Origin of the sequence: Asticcacaulis sp. (genome assembly GCF_027484505.1) — a bacterium.
Taxonomy (GTDB): Bacteria; Pseudomonadota; Alphaproteobacteria; order Caulobacterales; family Caulobacteraceae; genus Asticcacaulis.
Genome location: NZ_JAIXSV010000132.1, coordinates 29,089 through 48,128 on the forward strand (window position 1 = coordinate 29,089; position 19,040 = coordinate 48,128).

A 19,040-nucleotide genomic window follows, 5' to 3' on the forward strand; every position below is an offset into this window, starting at 1 on the left:
TTCGGTCGGGTACGGCTTTGCCGTTTATGGTTGTGATAACGCTAACATGACGGATAAAACCTCGCCACCGTTTTTTTCATCCCACGCACGAACACCCCTGCCGCGTTACGGAAGGGGCGTCGGACAGAAGACAGAAGAGGCTTAAACCTCTTTGACTTCGTTACGGTATTTGCGGTTAAAAATCTTCTGCACCAGCACGAAGAACAGCGGGATATAGAAGATGGCCAGCAGGGTCGCCGACAGCACCCCGCCGATCAAACCGGTGCCGATGGCGTGCTGCGCCCCCGACCCGGCTCCATTGGCCAGAGCCAGAGGCAGGACGCCGAAGGTGAAGGCGAACGAGGTCATCAGAATGGGCCGCAGACGGATGCGCGACGCTTCCAGCGTGGCGTCGATCAGGCCCATGCCGCGTTCCTGAAGCGTGCGGGCGTATTCGACGATCAGGATAGCATTCTTGCACGACAGGCCGATGGTGGTGAGTAGCCCGACCTGAAAGAAGATGTCGTTGTCGAGCCCGCGTCCCCACGTCGCCACCAGCGCCCCCAGAACCGCCAGAGGCAGGACCAGAATGACCGAAAACGGAATGGTCCAGCTTTCGTAGAGAGCCGCCAGCAACAGGAAGACGACCAGCACCGACAGGGCGTACAGCGCCGGGGCCTGTGCGCCGGACTCACGTTCCTGCAACGACAGGCCGGTCCATTCAATCGCCGTGCCCTGCGGCAGGCCGGTGGCCAGATCTTCGACCGCGGCCATGGCATCGCCCGACGACACGCCGTCGGCCGCTGCGCCCTGCACACCCGTGGAAGGCGACCCATTATAGCGTTCCAGCGTCGGGGCCCCCGCCTGCCAGCGGGTCGAGCCGAAGGCCGGGAACGGCACCATGGCCCCGTCCTTGTTGCGCACATACCAGCGGTTCAGGTCCTCCGGGCGCATGCGATAGGGTGTATCGGCCTGCACATAGACGCGCTTGACGCGACCGCGATCAATAAAGTCATTGACGTAAGACCCACCCCAGGCGGCGGCCAGCATGGCATTGATGTCCGACACGCTGACGCCCATGGCGCCGGCTGCCGTCTTGTTGATGTCGATCTTGAGCTGCGGCGTGTAGTCCTGCCCGCCTGAGCGCACCGAGCCCAGTCGCGGGTCTTTTTCGGCGCGGCGGATGAAGTCGTTGCGCGCCGCCAGCAGCGCCTCAGGCCCGACCCCACCGACATCCTTGATGACAAACGAGAAGCCCGACGCGTCGCCCAGAGAACGCACCACCGGCGGCTGGGTGGGGATGATGCGGGCATTGCGGTATTCGGGCTTGGCAAATTCCTTGCGCGCGCGTTCGATCACCGCCGGCACGCGCAGATCGCTGCCCTTGCGCTCTTCAAACGGCTTCATGCGGATATTGACCTGCCCTTGATTCTGACCGTTAGAGCCGACGCGCGCAAAGACGTAGCGCGCCGTCGGGTCTTTTTGCAGATAGGCTTCGACCCTGGCCACCACCTCATCGGTCGTCTTGCGCGTCGTGCCGACGGGCAACTGAACGATGGTTTGCATGAAGCCCTGATCCTCGTCCGGCAGGAAGGAGGTCGGCAGGACGCGGAACATCATGCCGCAGGCCACCAGCACCACGCCATAGATGACCAGATAGCGCAGCGGCTTGCCAATAATCCCACCGACGGCCCCCATATAGCCGTGGCTGGCGCGGGTGAAGCTTTTGTTGAACCAGCCAAAAAAGCCTTTCTTTTCGGCGTGCTTCTGAGGATCAACCGGCTTGAGGATGGTGGCGCACAGTGGCGGCGTCAGGATCAGGGCCACCAGCACCGACAGGGCCATGGCCGAGACGATGGTGATGGAAAACTGACGATAGATAATGCCCTGCGTTCCACCAAAAAAGGCCATGGGCACAAACATTGCCGACAGGACCAGACCAATGCCGATGAGGGCGCCGGTAATCTCGTCCATGGATTTGCGCGTGGCTTCCTTGGGGTCGAGCCCCTCTTCGTGCATCACGCGCTCGACGTTTTCGACGACGACGATGGCGTCATCGACCAGCAGGCCGATGGCCAGCACCAGACCAAACATGGTCAGCAGGTTGATCGAATAGCCGAAGGCCGCCAGAATCCCCAGCGTCCCCAGAAGCACCACCGGCACGGCGATGGTCGGGATGATGGTGGCGCGCCAGTTTTGCAGGAACAGATACATGACGATGAAGACCAGCACGATGGCCTCGATCAGGGTCTTCACCACCTCTTTGATCGACAGCTTGATGAAGTCGGTCGAGTCATTGGGAATGGCGTAGGTGATGTTCTTGGGGAAACTTTTGGACAGCTTCTCCATCTCGGCCTTGACCAGCTCAGCGGTTTTCAGCGCATTGGCCCCGGTGGCGAGGCTGATGGCGATGCCGGTGGCGGGTTGGCCATTGATACGGCTGATGGAGTCGTAGCTCTGCTGCCCCAACTCGACGCGGGCCACGTCGCGCAGATAGACGGTCGCGCCCGACGTATCGCTCTTGACGATGATATTCTGGAACTCATCCGCCGTGGTCAGCCGCGATTGAGAGGTGATGGTGGCATTAAGGGCGATATCGTCTGTGGTCGGCTGCGCCGCCAGTTGCCCGGCGGAGACCTGAGCGTTCTGGGCGCGAACGGCCGTCACCACATCGGCCGGCGTCAGGTTAAAGGCCACCAGCTTTTCAGGATTGAGCCAGATCCGCATGGCATAGCCGGAGCCGAACACATTGCTTTCACCCACCCCGTCCACGCGGGCCAGCGTGTCCTGCACATTGGATACCAGATAGTCACCAAGGTCGGCATTGGTCAGCGATCCGTCCGTTGAATACAATGAAATGACCATCAGCATGTTGTTGGAGGCCTTATTGACCCGCACACCCTGCGCCTGCACGTCCTGCGGCAGACGGTTGATAACGGCCTGCACCTGATTTTGTACCTGCACCTGAGCCGTGTCGATATTGGTGCCGGCCTCAAACACAAGCGTGACATTGGCCGAGCCGCTGTCCGAGGACGAGGCCGTGATGTATTTCAGGCGATCGAGCCCGGTCATCCCCTGTTCGATGATCTGCGTCACCGAATCCTCGACCGTTTTAGCCGACGCTCCCGGGTAGGAGGCGTTGATGCGCACCTGCGGCAAGGCGATGTCCGGATACTGTTCAACCGGCAGGGTACGGATCGAAAGCAGACCGGCCAGCATGATGACAATGGCCACCACCCAGGCAAAGATGGGACGGTCGATAAAGAAACGGGACAGCATGAAAACCCTTGGTCAGGCGACGTCAGCGGTGAGGTGTCTTGGCCCACATTCGTCCCTGTGACAAGCCTTCATCGGCTCGTAAAAAAGAAGCCGCAAGCGTCTAGGTTAAGGCGCGCTTGCGGCCAGAACAGGATGTGCACCACGATCTGTTACGGTAGGCGCTTACAAATCCGTCGCCCGTCTCAACATTCGGTATCAGAATTTTATAGATCACGCCGTCAGGCGCGCCGGAGCGGTTTCATCGAGTACCTGCGCCGCCGGGCGGCCGAAATAATAGCCCTGCGCCTCATCACAGCCTTCGCTACGCAGCAGTTCAAGCTGCGCCACCGTTTCCACCCCTTCGGCCAGCACCGGCACCTCAAGGCTGCGCCCCAGCGCCAGAATGGCGCGGATGATGGCGCGGGCCTGCGGGCTCTGTTCCGCCTCCATCAGGAAGGAGCGGTCAATCTTGATCTTGTCGAAGGGGAAGGCGTTGAGCGTATCGAGCGACGAATAGCCCGTACCAAAGTCGTCAATGGCGATGGTCACGCCGAAGCCCTTGATCTGACGCAGGATATGCAGGGCACGCGCCTTATCGCCGATAATGGTCGATTCGGTGATTTCCAGCTCCAGACGGCGCGGCGACAGGCCGGTTTCAATCAGGATGGACTGCACCATACCGACCAGATCGGGGTGCGTCAGTTGCACGGGCGACAGGTTGACGGCCACCTTGGCCCCATTGGTCCAGGTGGCGGCCTCAGCGCAGGCCGTGCGTAACACCCACTCGCCGATGTCGAGGATAGCCCCGCATTCTTCGGCGACGGGGATAAAGTCGGCCGGACTAACAAAACCGCGCTGCGGATGCTGCCAGCGCAGCAGGGCCTCATAGCCGGTAATGGCCTGCGACGTAACAGACCGCTGCACCTGATAATGGACGCGCAGTTCGTCACGAGCGATGGCCTGCCACAGGTCCTTGGCGAGCGCGCGACGGTCGCGGGCGGCCTCATCCATGCGCGCTTCGTAGTAACAGACCGCCTCATGGCCATTGAGGCGCGGCTGCGCCTTGGCGCGATACAGCGCCAGATCGGCATTGTTCATCAAAGGCTCACGCCCGTCGGCATCATCGGGATAGACGGCCACGCCCATCGAACCGCCGGGGCTGACTTCAAATCCGTCGAGGTCGATAGGGTCGTGCAGGGCCGCGTCCAGACGGCTGACAAAGTCGCTGAGTTCGCGCGCTTCCGCAAATGTCTTGACGCAGGCAAACTCGTCGCCGCCGATACGTGCCACAAACTCGGTGTCACCACACAGACGTTGCAGACGCTCCGCGATGATTTTCAGCACCTGATCCCCCGCCGCATGGCCACGCACATCATTGATTTCCTTGAAGCGGTCAAGGTCGATGGCCACCGCCGCCACCTTGTGACCAGTGCGTGCGGCGCGTTCCAGTTCGCGGTCGGTGTGCTGATTGAAATGCTCACGGTTGGGCAGGCCCGTCAGGCCGTCGTGGCGCGCCATGTGCGCAATACGGTCCTCGTCGCGGCGGCGTGCCGTTATGTCATCGATCGTTGTCACCCAGCCGCCTTCAGGCAAGGGCCGGTACGTCACCGACAGCACGGTGCCATTGGCCGATTCTGAAATCAGCGTCCCGCCTTCCGGCTGGGCAATCAGGTCCATGTGCAGGCGATAGCGCGCCTCGATCTGCGCTTCCGTCGCCCCGGCGCGGCGCAGAATATTGCCCAGCACCTCGCGGAAAGGCGTGCCCGGACGCGCCATGTCGGGATCATTGCCAAACATGCTCAGCACACGCGGATTGGCAAAAACGAGCCGATGATCGGCGTCGTAGAGGCTGAGCCCCTGTGACATGTGGCGCAAAGCGGTGTCGAAATTGTGCGTGGTCCGCTTCAGTATTTCGCGATCCGCCCGGCGCTGCGTAATATCGCGCGTCACCTTGGCAAAGCCGATCAGCGTACCGTCGCTCTCATACATGGGGGTCAGGATGACGTGCGCCAGGAAGGTCGTGCCATCTTTGCGGACCCGTTCGCCCTCCTCTTCATAACGCCCCTGTGCCAGCGCGGCCTGCAATATGGCCTGCGGTCGGCCGGCCTCGCGGTCGGCTTCGGGGAAGAAGGTGGCAAAGGATTGGCCTACAATCTCGGACGCGTCATAGCCCTTGAAACGCTGCGCCCCGGCATTCCAGTTGCTGACCCGCCCCTGCGGATCGAGCATGTAGATGGCATAGTCGCGCACCGAGTCGATCAGGATGCGCATATGGCGCTCATTGGCGGCGACGGCGGCTTCGAACTTCTGGCGCTGCCTAAGGCTCATGATGCACAGGCCCATCACGGCGATGGCTACCACGGCCACCGTGATCGACATGCTGCCCGGATTGAGCATCAGGCCGCCCGTCGCAATACGAGGATCGGGCGTGACATCCACCGCCCCCATGCCGATGAAGTGGTGCGCCACAATCCCCAGCACCATCAGCGCCGTCGCGCCGCCGAGGGCATAACGATAGCGACTGGTCGCCAGCCACAGGGCAGCGGCTTCGAAAACCATGCCCAGCAGAACCGAGGCCGCGACCAGTTCTGTATGCCACCCAATGTGCGCAGGGGCCATGACGGCCGACATGCCCGTATAGTGCATCCCTGCCACACCCACACCCAGCAAGGCCCCACCAACGCCGCGCCAAAACGCTTTGGTTTCCGTGATAGCCAGCGCGATGCCGGAGCCGGTTAGCGTCACGGCGATCAGCAAGGACAGGAAAGTCTTGAACAGGTCATAGCCGGTGGCCACGCCGGCGCTATAGGCCAGCATGGCGATGAAGTGCGTCGCCCAGATACCGAAGCCGGCGGCCAGCCCTGCCATAGCGACCCAGCGCCAGCGTTCAGCCCCCTCGGTCTCGCGGGCGCGACGGGCCAGTCTGAGTGCTGTAAAAGAGGCCGAAACGCAGACCAGCGCCGCCAGCACGACCAGCGCCCAGTCGTGCTGATCCCGTAAGCACGCGATAACTCTCAGCATGTTCAAGCGTCCCACTCAGTGCTTTTTGCGCACCTTCTAAAAAGCCTTGCCATGGAAGGCTTTTCGATTGTGTTAACACCGGTACGTCTGACGAGCCCGACGGGTTCAGGTGCCCGGTAAGGTCTTGCTGAGGAGACGCTTGAGCTGAATCTGCTGAAGGCTGCGTTCGGCATTGGCGCGGGCGCAGCGCGCCGCCTGTTGCGGCGTTTCGCGCAGGGCCCCGATCATGGCCCCTTCATAGAGCAGCAGCCATTCATGCGACAGGCTATCGGCCATATCGGCATAACCCGCCTCCCCCAGCAGGGTTTCGAACCACTCGCGCAACTGATGCCGGGCGGCAGCCACCACATCGGCAATCGCCGGTTTGGCCGAGCCGAATTCCACCGTCGCCGTGATCAGCAGGTCCCCCCGCAGCGTCGTGTCCGACACCTGCGGCAAGGCCTCAAACAGGGACAGGGGCCGCGATTTGACCTCCCCCGCTTCGACAGCGATCTTGAGCGCGGCAAAATGCGAAATATGCCAGCGTTCAAGGCAGGCGAGGATCAGATCGTCCTTGGACGGGAAATGACGATAAAAACTGGCCTTGGCGACCGCGGAGTCCGCAATGATGCGGTCAATACCCGTGGCGCGAAACCCTTGCGTGGCAAATAACGGCAAGGCCGTCTGCACAATGCGATCCCTGACGCCCGTTTTCGTTCCAGCCATCTCCGTCCCTCCCTGTGAGTAGGGCCGATATTGACAGACAAGTCTGTCCTGTCAACGTTTACACATCGCTGCGCAGAGGCTTTATTAAGCATTTTCTGTTTAGGTGGCGGAGATATCATGGTGGGTATGCGCCCGCACAAGGACTTTTGGCTGCATGCCCGAACGCGACGACTACAAAAACCAGCGCGACCGCTACATTGCCTTTTCTCTCGCGGCGGCCGATCTGCTGGTTGAAGTCGATGAAGGCGGAAAGATCGCCCGCACCATCGGGGCCACCAACGCCCTTCTGGCCGAGGACGCGCAAAGCGTCAAAGGGCAGGCCATCGAAGCGCTGTTTCCATCCGCAGACCGCTATCTGGTCGCCCGCCTGCTGGCGCGGGCCCGCGACATCGGGCGTATCGACCCGGCCACTGTCCGCCTCAAACCCGATGGCCGCAAGCCGATCCATGTCAATCTGGGGGCCTGTTATCTGCCCGATCGGCAGCGGACCTTCGTGACCGTCACCGTGCTGTCGGAGCCGCTGGTCAAGGCCTTGCCTGAACGCGATGATATTTCGGGCCTGCTCGATCTGTGCGAATTCCAGCATATGGCCTCGCGGGCCATTAAACCGGGGGATGCCGGTTCGGGCGCCGCCATGTTGCAGGAAATGCAACTGATCCGCCTGAATGGCCTGAGCGACGCCATGGACAAGATGCCGCAGTCGCGCTCCGAACAGTTGATGGGTGAAATCGGCGCCCTGTTGCGCGCCTCCTCCGGCCCCACGGGCGCGGCCGCCCGTCTGGGCGACGATGAGTTCGGCCTGATGGCCGATCAGGGCGCCAATGCCATCAGCGAAGCGCAACTGATGGGGGACATTCAGCAGGTGCTAAGCAATGCCGGGGTCAAGGAAGACCGCGTGTCTTCCAGCATCGTTACCCTGTCGATGGACACCACGAACCTCAGCGAAGACAGCGTCGCCAAGGCCCTGTCCTACGTCGTGGACAAGTTTACCAAGACCGCCACGCTTGAAGCGCGTGATCTGCAAAACAGCCTGAACGCCGCCATCAACGCCGCCGTCGATCAGTATGCCCGCGTCAAGGCCGTCCTTGCTGCCGGTCAGTTCACCCTGCATTATCAGCCGGTTGTGGACATAGCATCGCGCGAGGTTCATCACTACGAAGCGCTATTGCGTTTCAACGGCGGGCTGGATTCCTACGACACGGTGCGCTTTTCCGAGCAGGTGGGGCTGGCGGTTGAGTTCGATCTGGCCGTCTGCGACAAGGCCATCAGCGCGCTGCATCAGTATCCCGGCGAATCCATCGCCATGAACCTTTCGGGCCTTTCGGTGCAGAACGCGCAGTTCCGCGACCGCCTCAGTGCCCGGCTCAAGGCGGAGCCTGCGCTTAAAAACCGGTTGATGTTCGAACTGACCGAGTCGCACATGATCGAGGATGTGGAGGAGGCCGCGCGCTTCCTCGCCGATCTGCGCCGCCGCGGTTACAAAATCTGTCTGGATGATTTTGGCTCAGGTGCCGCCGCCTATAATTATCTGCGCCGCTTCGATGTGGACTATATCAAGATCGACGGCCCGTTTTTAAAAACCGCCCTCACTCAGCCGCGTCAGCGCGCCCTCATCCACTCCCTCAGCATCCTGTGTGAGGAGTTGAAGTGCAAGTGCATCGGCGAAATGATCGAGTCAGAGGACATGGTGCGGCTGGCCAAAGATCTCGGCATCACCCACGGACAGGGCTGGCTGTTTGGTAAGCCCGCCGCCCAGATCCCGCCGCGCAGCAATGCGGTATCCCATGCCGTGGCGCGCCGCAAAGGAGCCAGGGAAACCTGGGGCTGACCCCTCCTCTTGTCAGGGTCATTTTGACGGTCTAATCTTCCCTTCAGGGGGAGAAAACAGCATGTTCTCAGCTATTTTCAATCGCGGCTTCGATCTGTTGGGCCGGCATTTTGTGCTGATTTTCGGCACGGCCTTTTTTATCATGGGCCTGCCGTCGGTGCTGGGGGCCGTCTTCCTCTACGACCTGACAGGAAACACAGACGACAAGCTGTTTGAGTCGCTGTTTACCCATGGCTGGCCTACCGTCGCCTATGCCGTACTATGCGTCGCGCTTTATCTGATCAACTACTCGGTCATTACCGAAATCGCCGTGACGGGACTGGCGCGTAGTGAGTTCCGATTAAGCGACGCTCTGGGACGCAGCTTGGCGAACATTATTCCTCTGCTGATTCTCTTTGTCCTTTGCGGGCTGTTGGTCGGGTTGGGCTTCCTTCTGCTGATTATTCCCGGCATTATTCTGATGCTGGCCTTATCCGTCGCCTGCACGGCCTATATTGCCGAGGGTAAGACCGGAATCACAGACGCCATGTCGCGTAGTTTTGAGCTGACGCGTGGCCATCGCTGGTCGTTGCTGGGCGTGTTTATCTGTGTGGGCTTGCTGGAAATGGTTATCGGGGCCATTGCCGAAGCCCCGATGCTGTTGGTCGGTCAGGACCTGCCGCAGCCCCTGATTATCGGCGCGTCCACTCTGATCAACACCCTGAGCGATGCCTTTTCTTTGGTGTTCAGCGTCGCGGCCTATGTGTGCCTGCGTCAGGCCAAAGAGGGCCAACCGACCGACAGCGCGGCGGATGTCTTTGGCTGACGGGTTTTATTCGTCGAACTTGTCCTTTCGGCGACGGCCCAGAAGCATCCGACCCTCAAGCTGCGCCCGCAGGGCGGCGTAATAGGCCCGCAGGAACGCCTCGTCAGAAGGGATATCACTGGCGATTTTAGGTTCGACCCAGCCGATGCGCGTCTTGATGCGGTCGGCGACGGCGCGCAGGGTCGGCGGACGCTTTTCGCGCAGGACCTCTTCCAGCACGCCCAGTTCCTTTTCGCCATACACGCTGATCTGCTCCGGCGTAAAGGTGAGGCCGGGCGACGTGACAGGGGCCTGTTCAGCCAGATCGAAGCTCAGGCGCTCACGCGGTACATGCACGACGCGCGTGCCGCCCAGAAAATCGCCCAGACGTGCCCGCGACGTATTGAACAGCGGCAACAGGGCGAGAGTCAGGGTCCAGATCAGAGCCACCAGAGACACCCAGCCGCCATTGACGCTGGCCTGAAGCGCCAATGTCAGCGGCAGGTACAGCTCCACCTCACGCAGGGCGTTGCGCGTAATCACCGCTGAGGGCGTCAGATGTCCGCCATCATGCGAAATGACGCGAATCTTCATCACCTGCTTGCCCGGCGTGGCGGCGCGCGGTCCCAGCTCAAACAGCATGAAATAGCCGGAACGCAGGAAAAAACCGACAAGCACAAACAGAATGATCAGCGCCTGAATGAACGGATGATCCATCTTCACATTATCGAGCTTCAGATGCTCGAACGGCAGGAGGATATACAGGATCACCAGCACGACGGGTGCCAGAATGATGATCAGAAAATCGATCACCAGCGCCGCCAGACGCGAGGCAAAGGAAGCCGTACGAAACGACAGCACCACGCCTTCGGGCGTCGTTACGGGCGTGACGGGTCCCTCTGTGGACGGCAGGGCGACAGCCCCGCCCTTCATCAGGTCAGGTCTGGCCATGACTAACCTCATGACGGACCTCATGACGGACCTCTGGCGGGCGCGGTTTGCGCGGGCGACCCACCGCGATGAAATAGGCCAGCCAAAAGACCAGCATCATACCGCCAAACGTAAAGCGTGCCCACATCTCGGTCACCGTCTGACGCGCCACGCCTTCGATAAAGCCGGCAATGATCAGCATTAACATGGCCCCCAGCATGGCCGTCCCGGCCAGTCGCCCGGCTTCGGCCAGCGCCGCCTTGCGCGTCAGGTGACCGGGGAACATGATGCGCCGCGCCAGATGAAAGCCCGCCGCCGCGCCGATGACGGCCGCCGTCAGCTCGGTCGTGCCGTGGATCGATAGCCAGGCTATGAAATCCGGTCCCAGACCGCGTGAGGCAAACAGCCACACCATAGCTCCGACCGACATGCCAAAGACAATCATCAGAAAGGCCGTCGGCAGGCCACCGATCACCCCCAAGGCAAAGGCCGACAGTGTGACCTGTGTGTTATGGCTCATCAGGAAGACGGAAAAGGCCGCGAGCGGTTCCCCGCTTTCGGTGCCGCCAATGGTCTTGCGCAGGTCGTCAACGCTGGCGTTCAGATCGCGGCCTTGCGACATGCCCCCGACCAGCGGATCGTACCAGCTGGGGTCAGCCATGCACATCAATATGCCCCCCACAATCCCCAGCACCAGACAGAGGGTGGACAGGGACAGCTCCCCCCACAGGGCGCGCACTGACCGTGGCAGGTCGCGCATGAAAAAGTCGCGGACGATCACACCGGGCCGGGCGTGCGGACCGTACATATAGACATAGGCGCGCGCGCACAGAGCCTGCAAGAAGGTGATCAGATTGCGATCCAGCGAGATCGACTGCGCCATCGACAGAGACGATACCGTCGAACAGTAAAGTACCGGCAGGTCCAGCAGTTCCTCGGTGGTGAATTTGCGCAGACCGCCGTTTTCGGCACGATCGATCTGTTTGGCCAGCGCCTTCCAGTCCTTTTCGCGCGCTTCGCGGAACTTCTGGCTCTTGAGTTGCAGAGGGGGCTTTTCGCTGGCGGCTTCGCTCACAACCGGTCCTCCCGTTTCATTTCCAGATATTTGAGCACCAGTTGCACCGCCATGGCCTCGGTCGTCGGTTCCAACACTTCGATACCATAGCGGCGCAGCGTCGCGTGGACGGTTTCGCGCTGCTGCAACAGGCGACGGGCGAAGATGGCGCGCGTCACGTCATCCGCCGCCTGCGGCTCGGACGCGGCCAGCCCCTCCAGCACTTCGTCGCGGAAGGCGACAAAGACGATCAGGTGCTTTTTCGACAGGCGCTGCAAGGCTTCAAGCATCAGGTCGGCGCTGATTTCGTCGATAAAGTCGGTGAACAGCACGATCAGCGAACGGCGCGCGATCTTCGACCCCAGATCGGCCAGGGCCAGCGTATGATTGGTTTCTTCGGGGCGGTCGTCGAGGCCCGACAATTGCGCCTTCAGCGTCTCATAGGCCTGCGTCCCGGCCAGCAGCGGCGCATTGTGATACGGCCGCGCCGCAAAGGCGAAGGAGCGCACATTGTCGCCAATCTTCAGCGCACAATAGCCCAGCAGCAGGCCGGCATAGAGGGCGCGGTCGAGCTTTTTGACCCGCAGCAACGGCTCACCCATCAGGCGGCCGGTGTCGAAGGCCAGCACGATATGGTGGTTGCGCTCGGTCTGAAACTCCCGCGACAGCAGTTTGAGGTGGCGCGCCGAGGAGCGCCAGTCGATGCGGCGATGGTCCTGCGACGAGTCGTATTCGCGCAGCGCGTGGTATTCGGAACCGTTGTGCAACTGGTTCTGCACGCGCACTCCATAGACGGAGTCGCGCGAAAACAGAGCGGCGGCGTCCTGCTGCACACCCTCAATGTCCGGCGTGACCACCATTTCGGCTTTGAGCGGCACGACCTTCTGCACATAGCCGAGCCCCAGAGCGCCGCTCCAGCGCAGATGCGCGGTTTCCACCGCCGCCTTGCCGCGCGCGGAGGCGCGCAGGTCCAGTTGGCCTTTGAACACGCCGTCTTCCGGGTTCAGGGTCAGACCGGCCTGCGGCGTTTGCAGGCGTGACGAGACGCCCCAGCGGATTTCGATCTTTTTGGGCGCGCGGGCTTTGAAGCGCACAGCGTAGTCAAAGCCATAATCGCGTCCGACACCGATGCGGCGCGGCAGAGGGATATCCAGCGTCAGATGCGACGGCAGCGGCGCAAAAACCCCTTCAAACACCGCCAGCGCCATCAACCCCAGCATGATCAGCGGCATCACCCACCAAAGGGCAGGCGCAATAAAGACCACCCCCGCCCCCAGAAGGACGCAGGCGATCAGAATGCGGATCAGGCGCGGGGTGGGATGGATCATCTGGGGATCTCGATACGCTCCAAAAGCCCTTGCAGGACGCCGTCCACCGACTGCCCCTCGATTTCGGCCGAGGGCGACAGCAGCACGCGGTGGCGCATGGACGGCAGATAGAGCGCCTTGATGTCGTCCGGCAGCACGTAGTCGCGTCCGTCCAGCGTGGCGCGCGCCCGTGCCGCCCGCGCCAGCAGCGCGCCAGAGCGCGGCGAAGCCCCGACCGCCAGTGACGGGCTTTCGCGCGTGGCGCGGATCAGGCTGACGATATAGTCCAGATTGGCGTCGTTGAGGCGCACCGTGGTCACCACGCGGATCGCTTCGGCCAAAGTCGCGGCATCCAGCACCGCCTCGATACCCGCCTGTTCCGGATCAAGCGTCACCGCCGAATTGCCCGCTTCGTCGATGATGCGGCGTTCTTCGCTGGCCGACGGATAGCCCAGCACGTGCTTGAACAGGAAGCGGTCCAGTTGCGCCTCCGGCAGCGGATAGGTGCCCTGCTGCTCGATCGGGTTCTGGGTGGCGATGACCATGAAGCGGTCGCCCAGATCATAGCGCGTCCCGTCCAGCGTCACCTTGCGCTCCTGCATGGCCTCCAGCAGGGCGGCCTGCGTCTTGGGCGGCGTGCGGTTGATTTCGTCGGCCAGCAACAGATCGCAGAAGATCGGCCCCTTGGTCAGGGAGAAGGTCGAGGTCTGAAAATTGAACAGGTTGGAGCCCAGAATATCGGCCGGCAGCATGTCCGGTGTGAACTGGATACGTCCGAAACGCAGGGACAGCGAACGGCAGAAGGCCCGCGCCAGCAGGGTCTTGGCCGTACCCGGAGGCCCTTCGAGCAGCACATGGCCGCCGGAAAACAGGGCGGTCAGCATCAGCTCGACCGTATCGGCCTGACCGATAATGACCTTGCCGATTTCGCCCTTAAGGCGCGCCGCTAGGCTGTGAACGTCGGAAATCTGCATCTAGCGCTCCGTTATCTGGTGCTTCCAGGCGTGCAGACGGCGCGCCCAGCTCAGCAGTTGCATGGGGTTGGAAAGGCGGTCCGCCTCGGCCCTGAGGGCACTGTAGCGTTCCGGGGTATTATGTTTTTCGCTCAGGCGCTCGGCCAGCTCGTCCGGCCCGGCACTATGGCGGCCGAGGCCCAGCGCTTTCAGCGCCTGATCGCGCACGAGCTGCGCATAGGCCGGGGCCAGTTTCGGCTCACGCCCAGCCTTGGCGATCAGGCGCGCCGCATTGTCAGCCAGCACGGTGACGCCGCGCCCATGCGGCGTGTCGGTAGACGGATCATGCGCGGGACCAAAGCGCGAATAGGCCGACCACAGCATGGCCAGAGCCAGCACCAGCAGGCACAGCGGCACGCCAATAAAGGGCGCGCGCGCCACATGGTGCATCAGGTTCTGTTCATAGGCCAGATTGTTGAAGGTTACATCGAACGCCACGGTCCGGGCGCCCGGCGCGATGGCCTCAATGATGGACAGAGCCCCGGCCACCCGCTCCGGGTCCGCCAGCATCTGATTGTCCATCAGGTCCGGTTCGCTGAGCAGATAGACCGGGCTTTTGAACGGCTTTTCGCCCGGCATGGGGTTGACGCGCGACAGCAAGACCTCACCGTCCGGCCCCAGCAACAGCGGCGTCAGGTTGGGTCCGTTAAGCGATTGCAGGCCGCGGATGCGCCCGCTGGTATAGGCTTTGGTCAGGGTGGTCTGACCGGCGGCGGGCGTCAGGGCGTAGGACTTATAGCGGCCCAGCGGCGCACGCCCAAGGGCATAGTTCAACCGTTGATAGGTGATCTTATAACGGGTTTCGCCGTCTTCCTGCACGGTCTTCTTGTGCACGGGCGACAGCAGGGTCAGTTGCGAAAAGACGCGATTGGGGGCCTGAAAATGCGGGTTGATGTCCCAGCGCGGATGCGACGGCATGGGACTGGCGGACCATTTAGGGGCCACGACCAGCACCACCTTGCCAATCGGCTTATACACCAGCCGCTCGGCCTTTTCGGCGCTGGGCGTCGGCCAGTAATCATCGGCCTTTTTCGCCTCCGCCTTCGCCTCATACGAGGTCGAAGAGGCTTCCTGCGCGGCCTGCGACGCCGAGGCTTCGGCCTGCGCCTGCTTCAGCTTTTCCTGCATTTGCGCGCTGGTCTGGGATGAGGCGGAGGCGCTGGAGGTCGAAGACGCACTGCGTTCCTCCGGCACCGGCTGGGGCTCGTAATATTCCGGGTCGTCGTTGAACAGGGCGCTGTCGCCGTCCAACGTCACGATAACCAGATCGCTGACCTTTTGCGGTCCTGTCTCCTGCCGTGACAGGGTCGTCTTGTAATTCGATGCCTCAAGAACGTCGCGCAAGCCCTTGAAACCCTGCGCCGAATAGCCGGTGATATTGGCCGCCTGTCCGCGCCCGGCAGGTTCCAGATGCGGCGTAATCAGCACCAGCCCGACCATCAGGAACAAACCGGCGATCAGTACGCCGACAATGACGGGCAAAAGACGACTGGCCGGTGGCAAGCCTTTTTTGACAAAGGGCAGACGCATCATTTCGCTCCCTTCGGCAGGTGCTCAGAGGCAACGAAATCGACATAGGCCTTGCGGCAGGCTTCAAAGCCTTCACGCCCGACGGGGATGCCAGCAAAGAAGCTCTTTTCGGCCCAGCGGGTGATTTCGGCATAGGCCGGGCGCGCGTCTTCCGGCAGCAGCGGATGTTTGCCGATATCGCGCGCCGAATAGTGTTTGCGCACCAGATCGGGACGATAAGCGTTGAGATCGGCCACCGAGCGCTTGAGCAAAAGATGCACAGCCTCATCATACTGGCCCTTTTCGGCCAGGGCGTCGATTTCCTCGATCAGGGCGGCGGCGGCTTCGGCGGTCGGCCGCCACGGGGCGTCGGCCTTCAGGCCGTCACGCTGAAACAGACGCTCGACCTTGCCCGCAATGAAGGCGCGCACCAGCGGCGACAGCAGCAGAATAACCAGTGCAAACAGCAGGAGATACAAAAGCCAAGGCAGGATAGGCGCGATGGGCTCCAGCAGGTCGCCAAAAAACTTGCTGACCTTGCCCAGCCATTCCAGAAAAGCCTTCAGCCAGCCAATATCGGCTTCCTTGGGCGGCGGGGTGTTGGTGAAGCGCGTTTGCAGCAGGCCGTTTTCGTTGACCTTGCGGATCAGGGCTTCGGCGGATGAGACATCTGCCGCCGTCACGCTGTCTGGCGCGGCCTGCGCCATGGGGGATGGCGCGCTGGCCGCTGCCGACGCAGAGGCTTCGGTCGTGATGGCCGTCGCACGCATAAGACCCCGTCTTCCCCCATACTTTACCCCGACCATAAGGGGTAAAACCGCACGGGGTCAACCCGCTTCACCTCCCGCATTCCGGGGAGCCGAGCAGAGAAAAGGCGATGGCCCGCGCCACCGCCTGAAAAGAATCAGAAACCGCCACCGAGATTGACATTGCCACCCCCACCGCCGCCCCAGTTGCCGCCGCCCTGACCCCCACCTTGACCGCCACCGGGCCCGCGGCCGCCCATACCGCGGCCTGTAATGCCAAAGGGGTTAAAGCGCAGGCCCACCATGAAGGTGGTCCCGCCATTATCGCGTTCCGTAAAGCTGCGGACCGTTTCATTGCTGGTAAAGGTGCGGGCCTTGCCCTGCCCCTGCGCCGTAAAGGTCAGGGTGAGTTTGGCATTCAACGGACGGCTGTAGGAGCCCTGCCACGTCATCGGGCGTTCGGTGTAGCCTTGCCCATTCAGGGTTCTGACGGGTGCGTTCAGCGTCAGTTGCAACGTATCGCGCGGAGTCACGCTGTAACGCGCCCGAATGCGACCGGTCACAGAGTCCTGCTCGGTGACGGTGGCCACCGTGCTGGAGCGCGGCGGCTGCGTCTCGTGCTTAGCGGTCGATTGGATATTAATGCTGAACTTGCTGCCCCAACGCTTGTCGATCTGGAAGTCCATGCCGGTTTCGACACCTTCACCGCCGTTTTCAACGCTGGTCAGCAAAACATCGTCGCTGGTGTCCGTCGGCGTATTGTTCGGATCGATATAGACCGTGCGATTGACGATAATGCCTTCGGTCACCCGATGGAAATAGACGGCACTGAAAAGGAAGTTTTTGGCCCGATCATTATATTCGTAGCGCAGTTCGTTGGAATGGGTTTCAGCTGGCTTGAGGCGCGGATTACCCTGACGCGCGCTGCGCTCGCTGTTGTAGATGATCGCTGGATTGAGGTTGTCGATGTTCGGCCGGCTGACACGGTGGCTGTAGTTATAGCGGATTTTTGACTTGGGGCTCAGCAGGTACTGCGCGGCAAAGCTGGGGTGGTAGTTGATATAGCTGGTCTCGAAAAAGGCCTGATCATTGCCTGACGGATTGGGATTGTACCAAACCTTGCGATTCAGGCTGACATGGGTTTCTTCGACCCGCAGCCCCCCCTGCACGTTCCACTTTTCGCTCAATTCCTTTTGATAATTAACATAGAATTCCCTCTGGTCCTGATCGCGGACGACAGAGTTGGTACGGCGCGCATTCAGCGTGCGGATACCTGTCAAACGATTGGTGTCATACTGACTGGCATCACGTGACCCGCTACGTGAGTTCAGGTCGAAGCCCGTCGAAAAAATGCCGTTCCACAGAGGGCGCGTGTAGTCTGCGCTTAAGGACAGGCTCGAATCCTCACCCAGCTCGACATTTTCCTGTACGACGCTGCGGCTGGTTGTGACCTGATAGGTGAGGTCCGCAAGGTTGTTCTGCGTTGTCTCGCCTTTGGTGACCCGCAAGTCGGCCCGGAAGGTTTCCCCTTCCTGATCGCCCTTGTGGTTGAACCCCAGACGCGCGGAGGCCTGACGGGCTTCGTTGGTATTGTTACGTACACCGTCATACCGCTCGCTCAGCAGGCCCGCCGCATTCAGGTCTTCGGTATAGTCCCTGCTGTTGGTGCGGCCTTCACTCTGGTTGTAAGTGCCTTCGAGCGTGAACGTATCTTTCTGATTGGGGGCGTATTCGACATTGCCCCTCAGCCCGTAATTATCGTTTTCTGACCGCGTGTTGCCACCTGAAGTGGTCGTGGTGTTGCCGCTGCTGCGGATATATTCGCGGGAACTGCTGGTCGAACCCCGGTTGGCCCCATGCTGGATGTTGAGCCCTCCTGAGAAAGACAGAGTCCCCTTCGCCCCCAGATCCTTGCCCGCGCCACCTTGCAGCGCAAGCATGTAGCGTCCGAAACTTCCGGCATTGGCCAGAACAAAGAGGTTTGGCCGCAAACCGCGCCCCGGCCTCAGATTGATGTTGATAATACCGGCCCCGCCTTCAGCCCCATACTGAGCCCCGGGATTGGTCATGACCTCAACTGTATCAATATCCTCGGCGGGCATGGATTGCAGGGTCATGCCACGAAAATTACCTTCGGTGCGCGCTGACGGCTTGCCGTTAATATAGACCTGAACGTTGGAATTGCCGCGCAAGGTCACATTGCCCTCGGCGTCCACCTGTACGCCCGGTGCCTTGTTCAGCGCATCTGCCGCAGACGATACCGGTGTATCCGGATCGGTCTTGGGGTCATACACATCGCGGTCGATCTTGGTGAGCGGGCGAGCGGCCGTGACGGTCACGGTTTCGACCGCCTCACCTGTACCGGTGGCGGGCGCGGCTTCACCCGGTTTGGCGGCGGGTTTGGCCGGCGTTGGCTGCGCCTGAGCGGGAGGCGGGTTTGGCGTCGGCGCGGAAGCCGTCTGGGCAAAGGCCGGCGCGCTCATCATCAGACCGAGGGCGCTCGTGGCCAGCCAATAGCGCGTGTCGTGCGGGGGCATTTTCATTTGTGGAATTTCTTTGTCTTTTATTTACACAAAAAGGAGCAACCCCTGAGGGTTGCGCTGCTGACTGATACGCGCGCCCCTGCCTGAGCCGTCGCCGTTGCGGCTTTTTGTCTGTGAACACAAACCACTGTAGCAAAAATACTACAATTCAGGTTGCGCGCCCTTTATACGATCATACCCGTTTCACAGCCAGCGCAAGCCCTCTCTACAGTCAAAATGAAAAGTATAGATAACGTCTTTATCTCGAGCGAGGGGCTAAAATTATAGTTAATCAAAGGTCAACATATACAGCCGATGTAAATTTTCACGCAGTTTGCAAAATAATAACACATTGACGTCATTGTGGCGGTGCCGAGGTATTGC

At 61.3% G+C, this 19,040-nt stretch carries 12 protein-coding genes; 2 read left to right on the plus strand and 10 right to left on the minus strand.

Features of this window, described 5'->3' with window-relative positions; all coding sequences use genetic code 11:
- Positions 1–141 precede the first annotated feature (141 nt).
- From Q0072_RS08415 to Q0072_RS08425, 3 genes are all read right to left on the minus strand, one after another.
- A complete protein-coding gene (locus Q0072_RS08415) occupies positions 142–3,258 on the minus strand; it encodes an efflux RND transporter permease subunit (RefSeq protein WP_298328425.1) in 3,117 nt (1,038 codons plus the stop codon).
- A 210-nt stretch (positions 3,259–3,468) separates the two neighbouring features.
- The gene (locus Q0072_RS08420; protein WP_298328428.1) at positions 3,469–6,258 is read right to left on the minus strand and encodes an EAL domain-containing protein; all 2,790 of its coding nucleotides are present in this window, start codon (positions 6,256–6,258) and stop codon (positions 3,469–3,471) included.
- Between the two features lie 105 nt (positions 6,259–6,363).
- Positions 6,364–6,963, minus strand: coding sequence for a TetR/AcrR family transcriptional regulator (locus Q0072_RS08425; protein WP_298328431.1), 600 nt, complete (start codon positions 6,961–6,963; stop codon positions 6,364–6,366).
- A gap of 154 nt (positions 6,964–7,117) precedes the next feature.
- Here Q0072_RS08425 and Q0072_RS08430 point away from each other — a divergent pair, with 154 nt between their 5' ends.
- Positions 7,118–8,791 (plus strand): EAL domain-containing protein, encoded by a 1,674-nt coding sequence (locus Q0072_RS08430; RefSeq protein ID WP_298328434.1) that lies wholly within the window; start codon positions 7,118–7,120, stop codon positions 8,789–8,791.
- A 61-nt stretch (positions 8,792–8,852) separates the two neighbouring features.
- Positions 8,853–9,596: a YciC family protein gene (locus tag Q0072_RS08435; RefSeq protein WP_298328437.1), complete on the plus strand. Its 744-nt coding sequence runs from the start codon at positions 8,853–8,855 to the stop codon at positions 9,594–9,596.
- Between the two features lie 6 nt (positions 9,597–9,602).
- Here the strand turns inward: Q0072_RS08435 and Q0072_RS08440 are convergent, their stop codons facing one another.
- The 7 genes from Q0072_RS08440 to Q0072_RS08470 all read right to left on the minus strand — a co-directional run bounded on the left by Q0072_RS08440 (position 9,603) and on the right by Q0072_RS08470 (position 18,677).
- Positions 9,603–10,526 carry an RDD family protein gene (locus Q0072_RS08440; RefSeq protein ID WP_298328439.1) on the minus strand — a complete coding sequence of 308 codons (924 nt, stop codon included), beginning with the start codon at positions 10,524–10,526 and terminating at the stop codon, positions 9,603–9,605.
- Positions 10,513–11,580, minus strand: a complete 1,068-nt coding sequence (locus tag Q0072_RS08445; RefSeq protein ID WP_298328441.1) for a stage II sporulation protein M — start codon at positions 11,578–11,580, stop codon at positions 10,513–10,515. Before Q0072_RS08445 ends, Q0072_RS08440 begins: the two co-directional genes overlap by 14 nt.
- Positions 11,577–12,887 (minus strand): DUF58 domain-containing protein, encoded by a 1,311-nt coding sequence (locus Q0072_RS08450; RefSeq protein WP_298328443.1) that lies wholly within the window; start codon positions 12,885–12,887, stop codon positions 11,577–11,579. The genes Q0072_RS08445 and Q0072_RS08450 overlap by 4 nt, the downstream gene beginning before the upstream one ends.
- Positions 12,884–13,840 (minus strand): MoxR family ATPase, encoded by a 957-nt coding sequence (locus Q0072_RS08455; protein ID WP_013480729.1) that lies wholly within the window; start codon positions 13,838–13,840, stop codon positions 12,884–12,886. The genes Q0072_RS08450 and Q0072_RS08455 overlap by 4 nt, the downstream gene beginning before the upstream one ends.
- Positions 13,841–15,412 (minus strand): hypothetical protein, encoded by a 1,572-nt coding sequence (locus Q0072_RS08460; protein WP_298328449.1) that lies wholly within the window; start codon positions 15,410–15,412, stop codon positions 13,841–13,843.
- Entirely contained in the window at positions 15,409–16,158 is a 750-nt protein-coding gene (locus tag Q0072_RS08465) for a hypothetical protein (protein WP_298328452.1), read from the minus strand. Before Q0072_RS08465 ends, Q0072_RS08460 begins: the two co-directional genes overlap by 4 nt.
- A 134-nt stretch (positions 16,159–16,292) precedes the next feature.
- Positions 16,293–18,677 (minus strand): outer membrane beta-barrel family protein, encoded by a 2,385-nt coding sequence (locus Q0072_RS08470; protein WP_298328454.1) that lies wholly within the window; start codon positions 18,675–18,677, stop codon positions 16,293–16,295.
- Between the last annotated feature and the right edge of the window lie 363 nt (positions 18,678–19,040).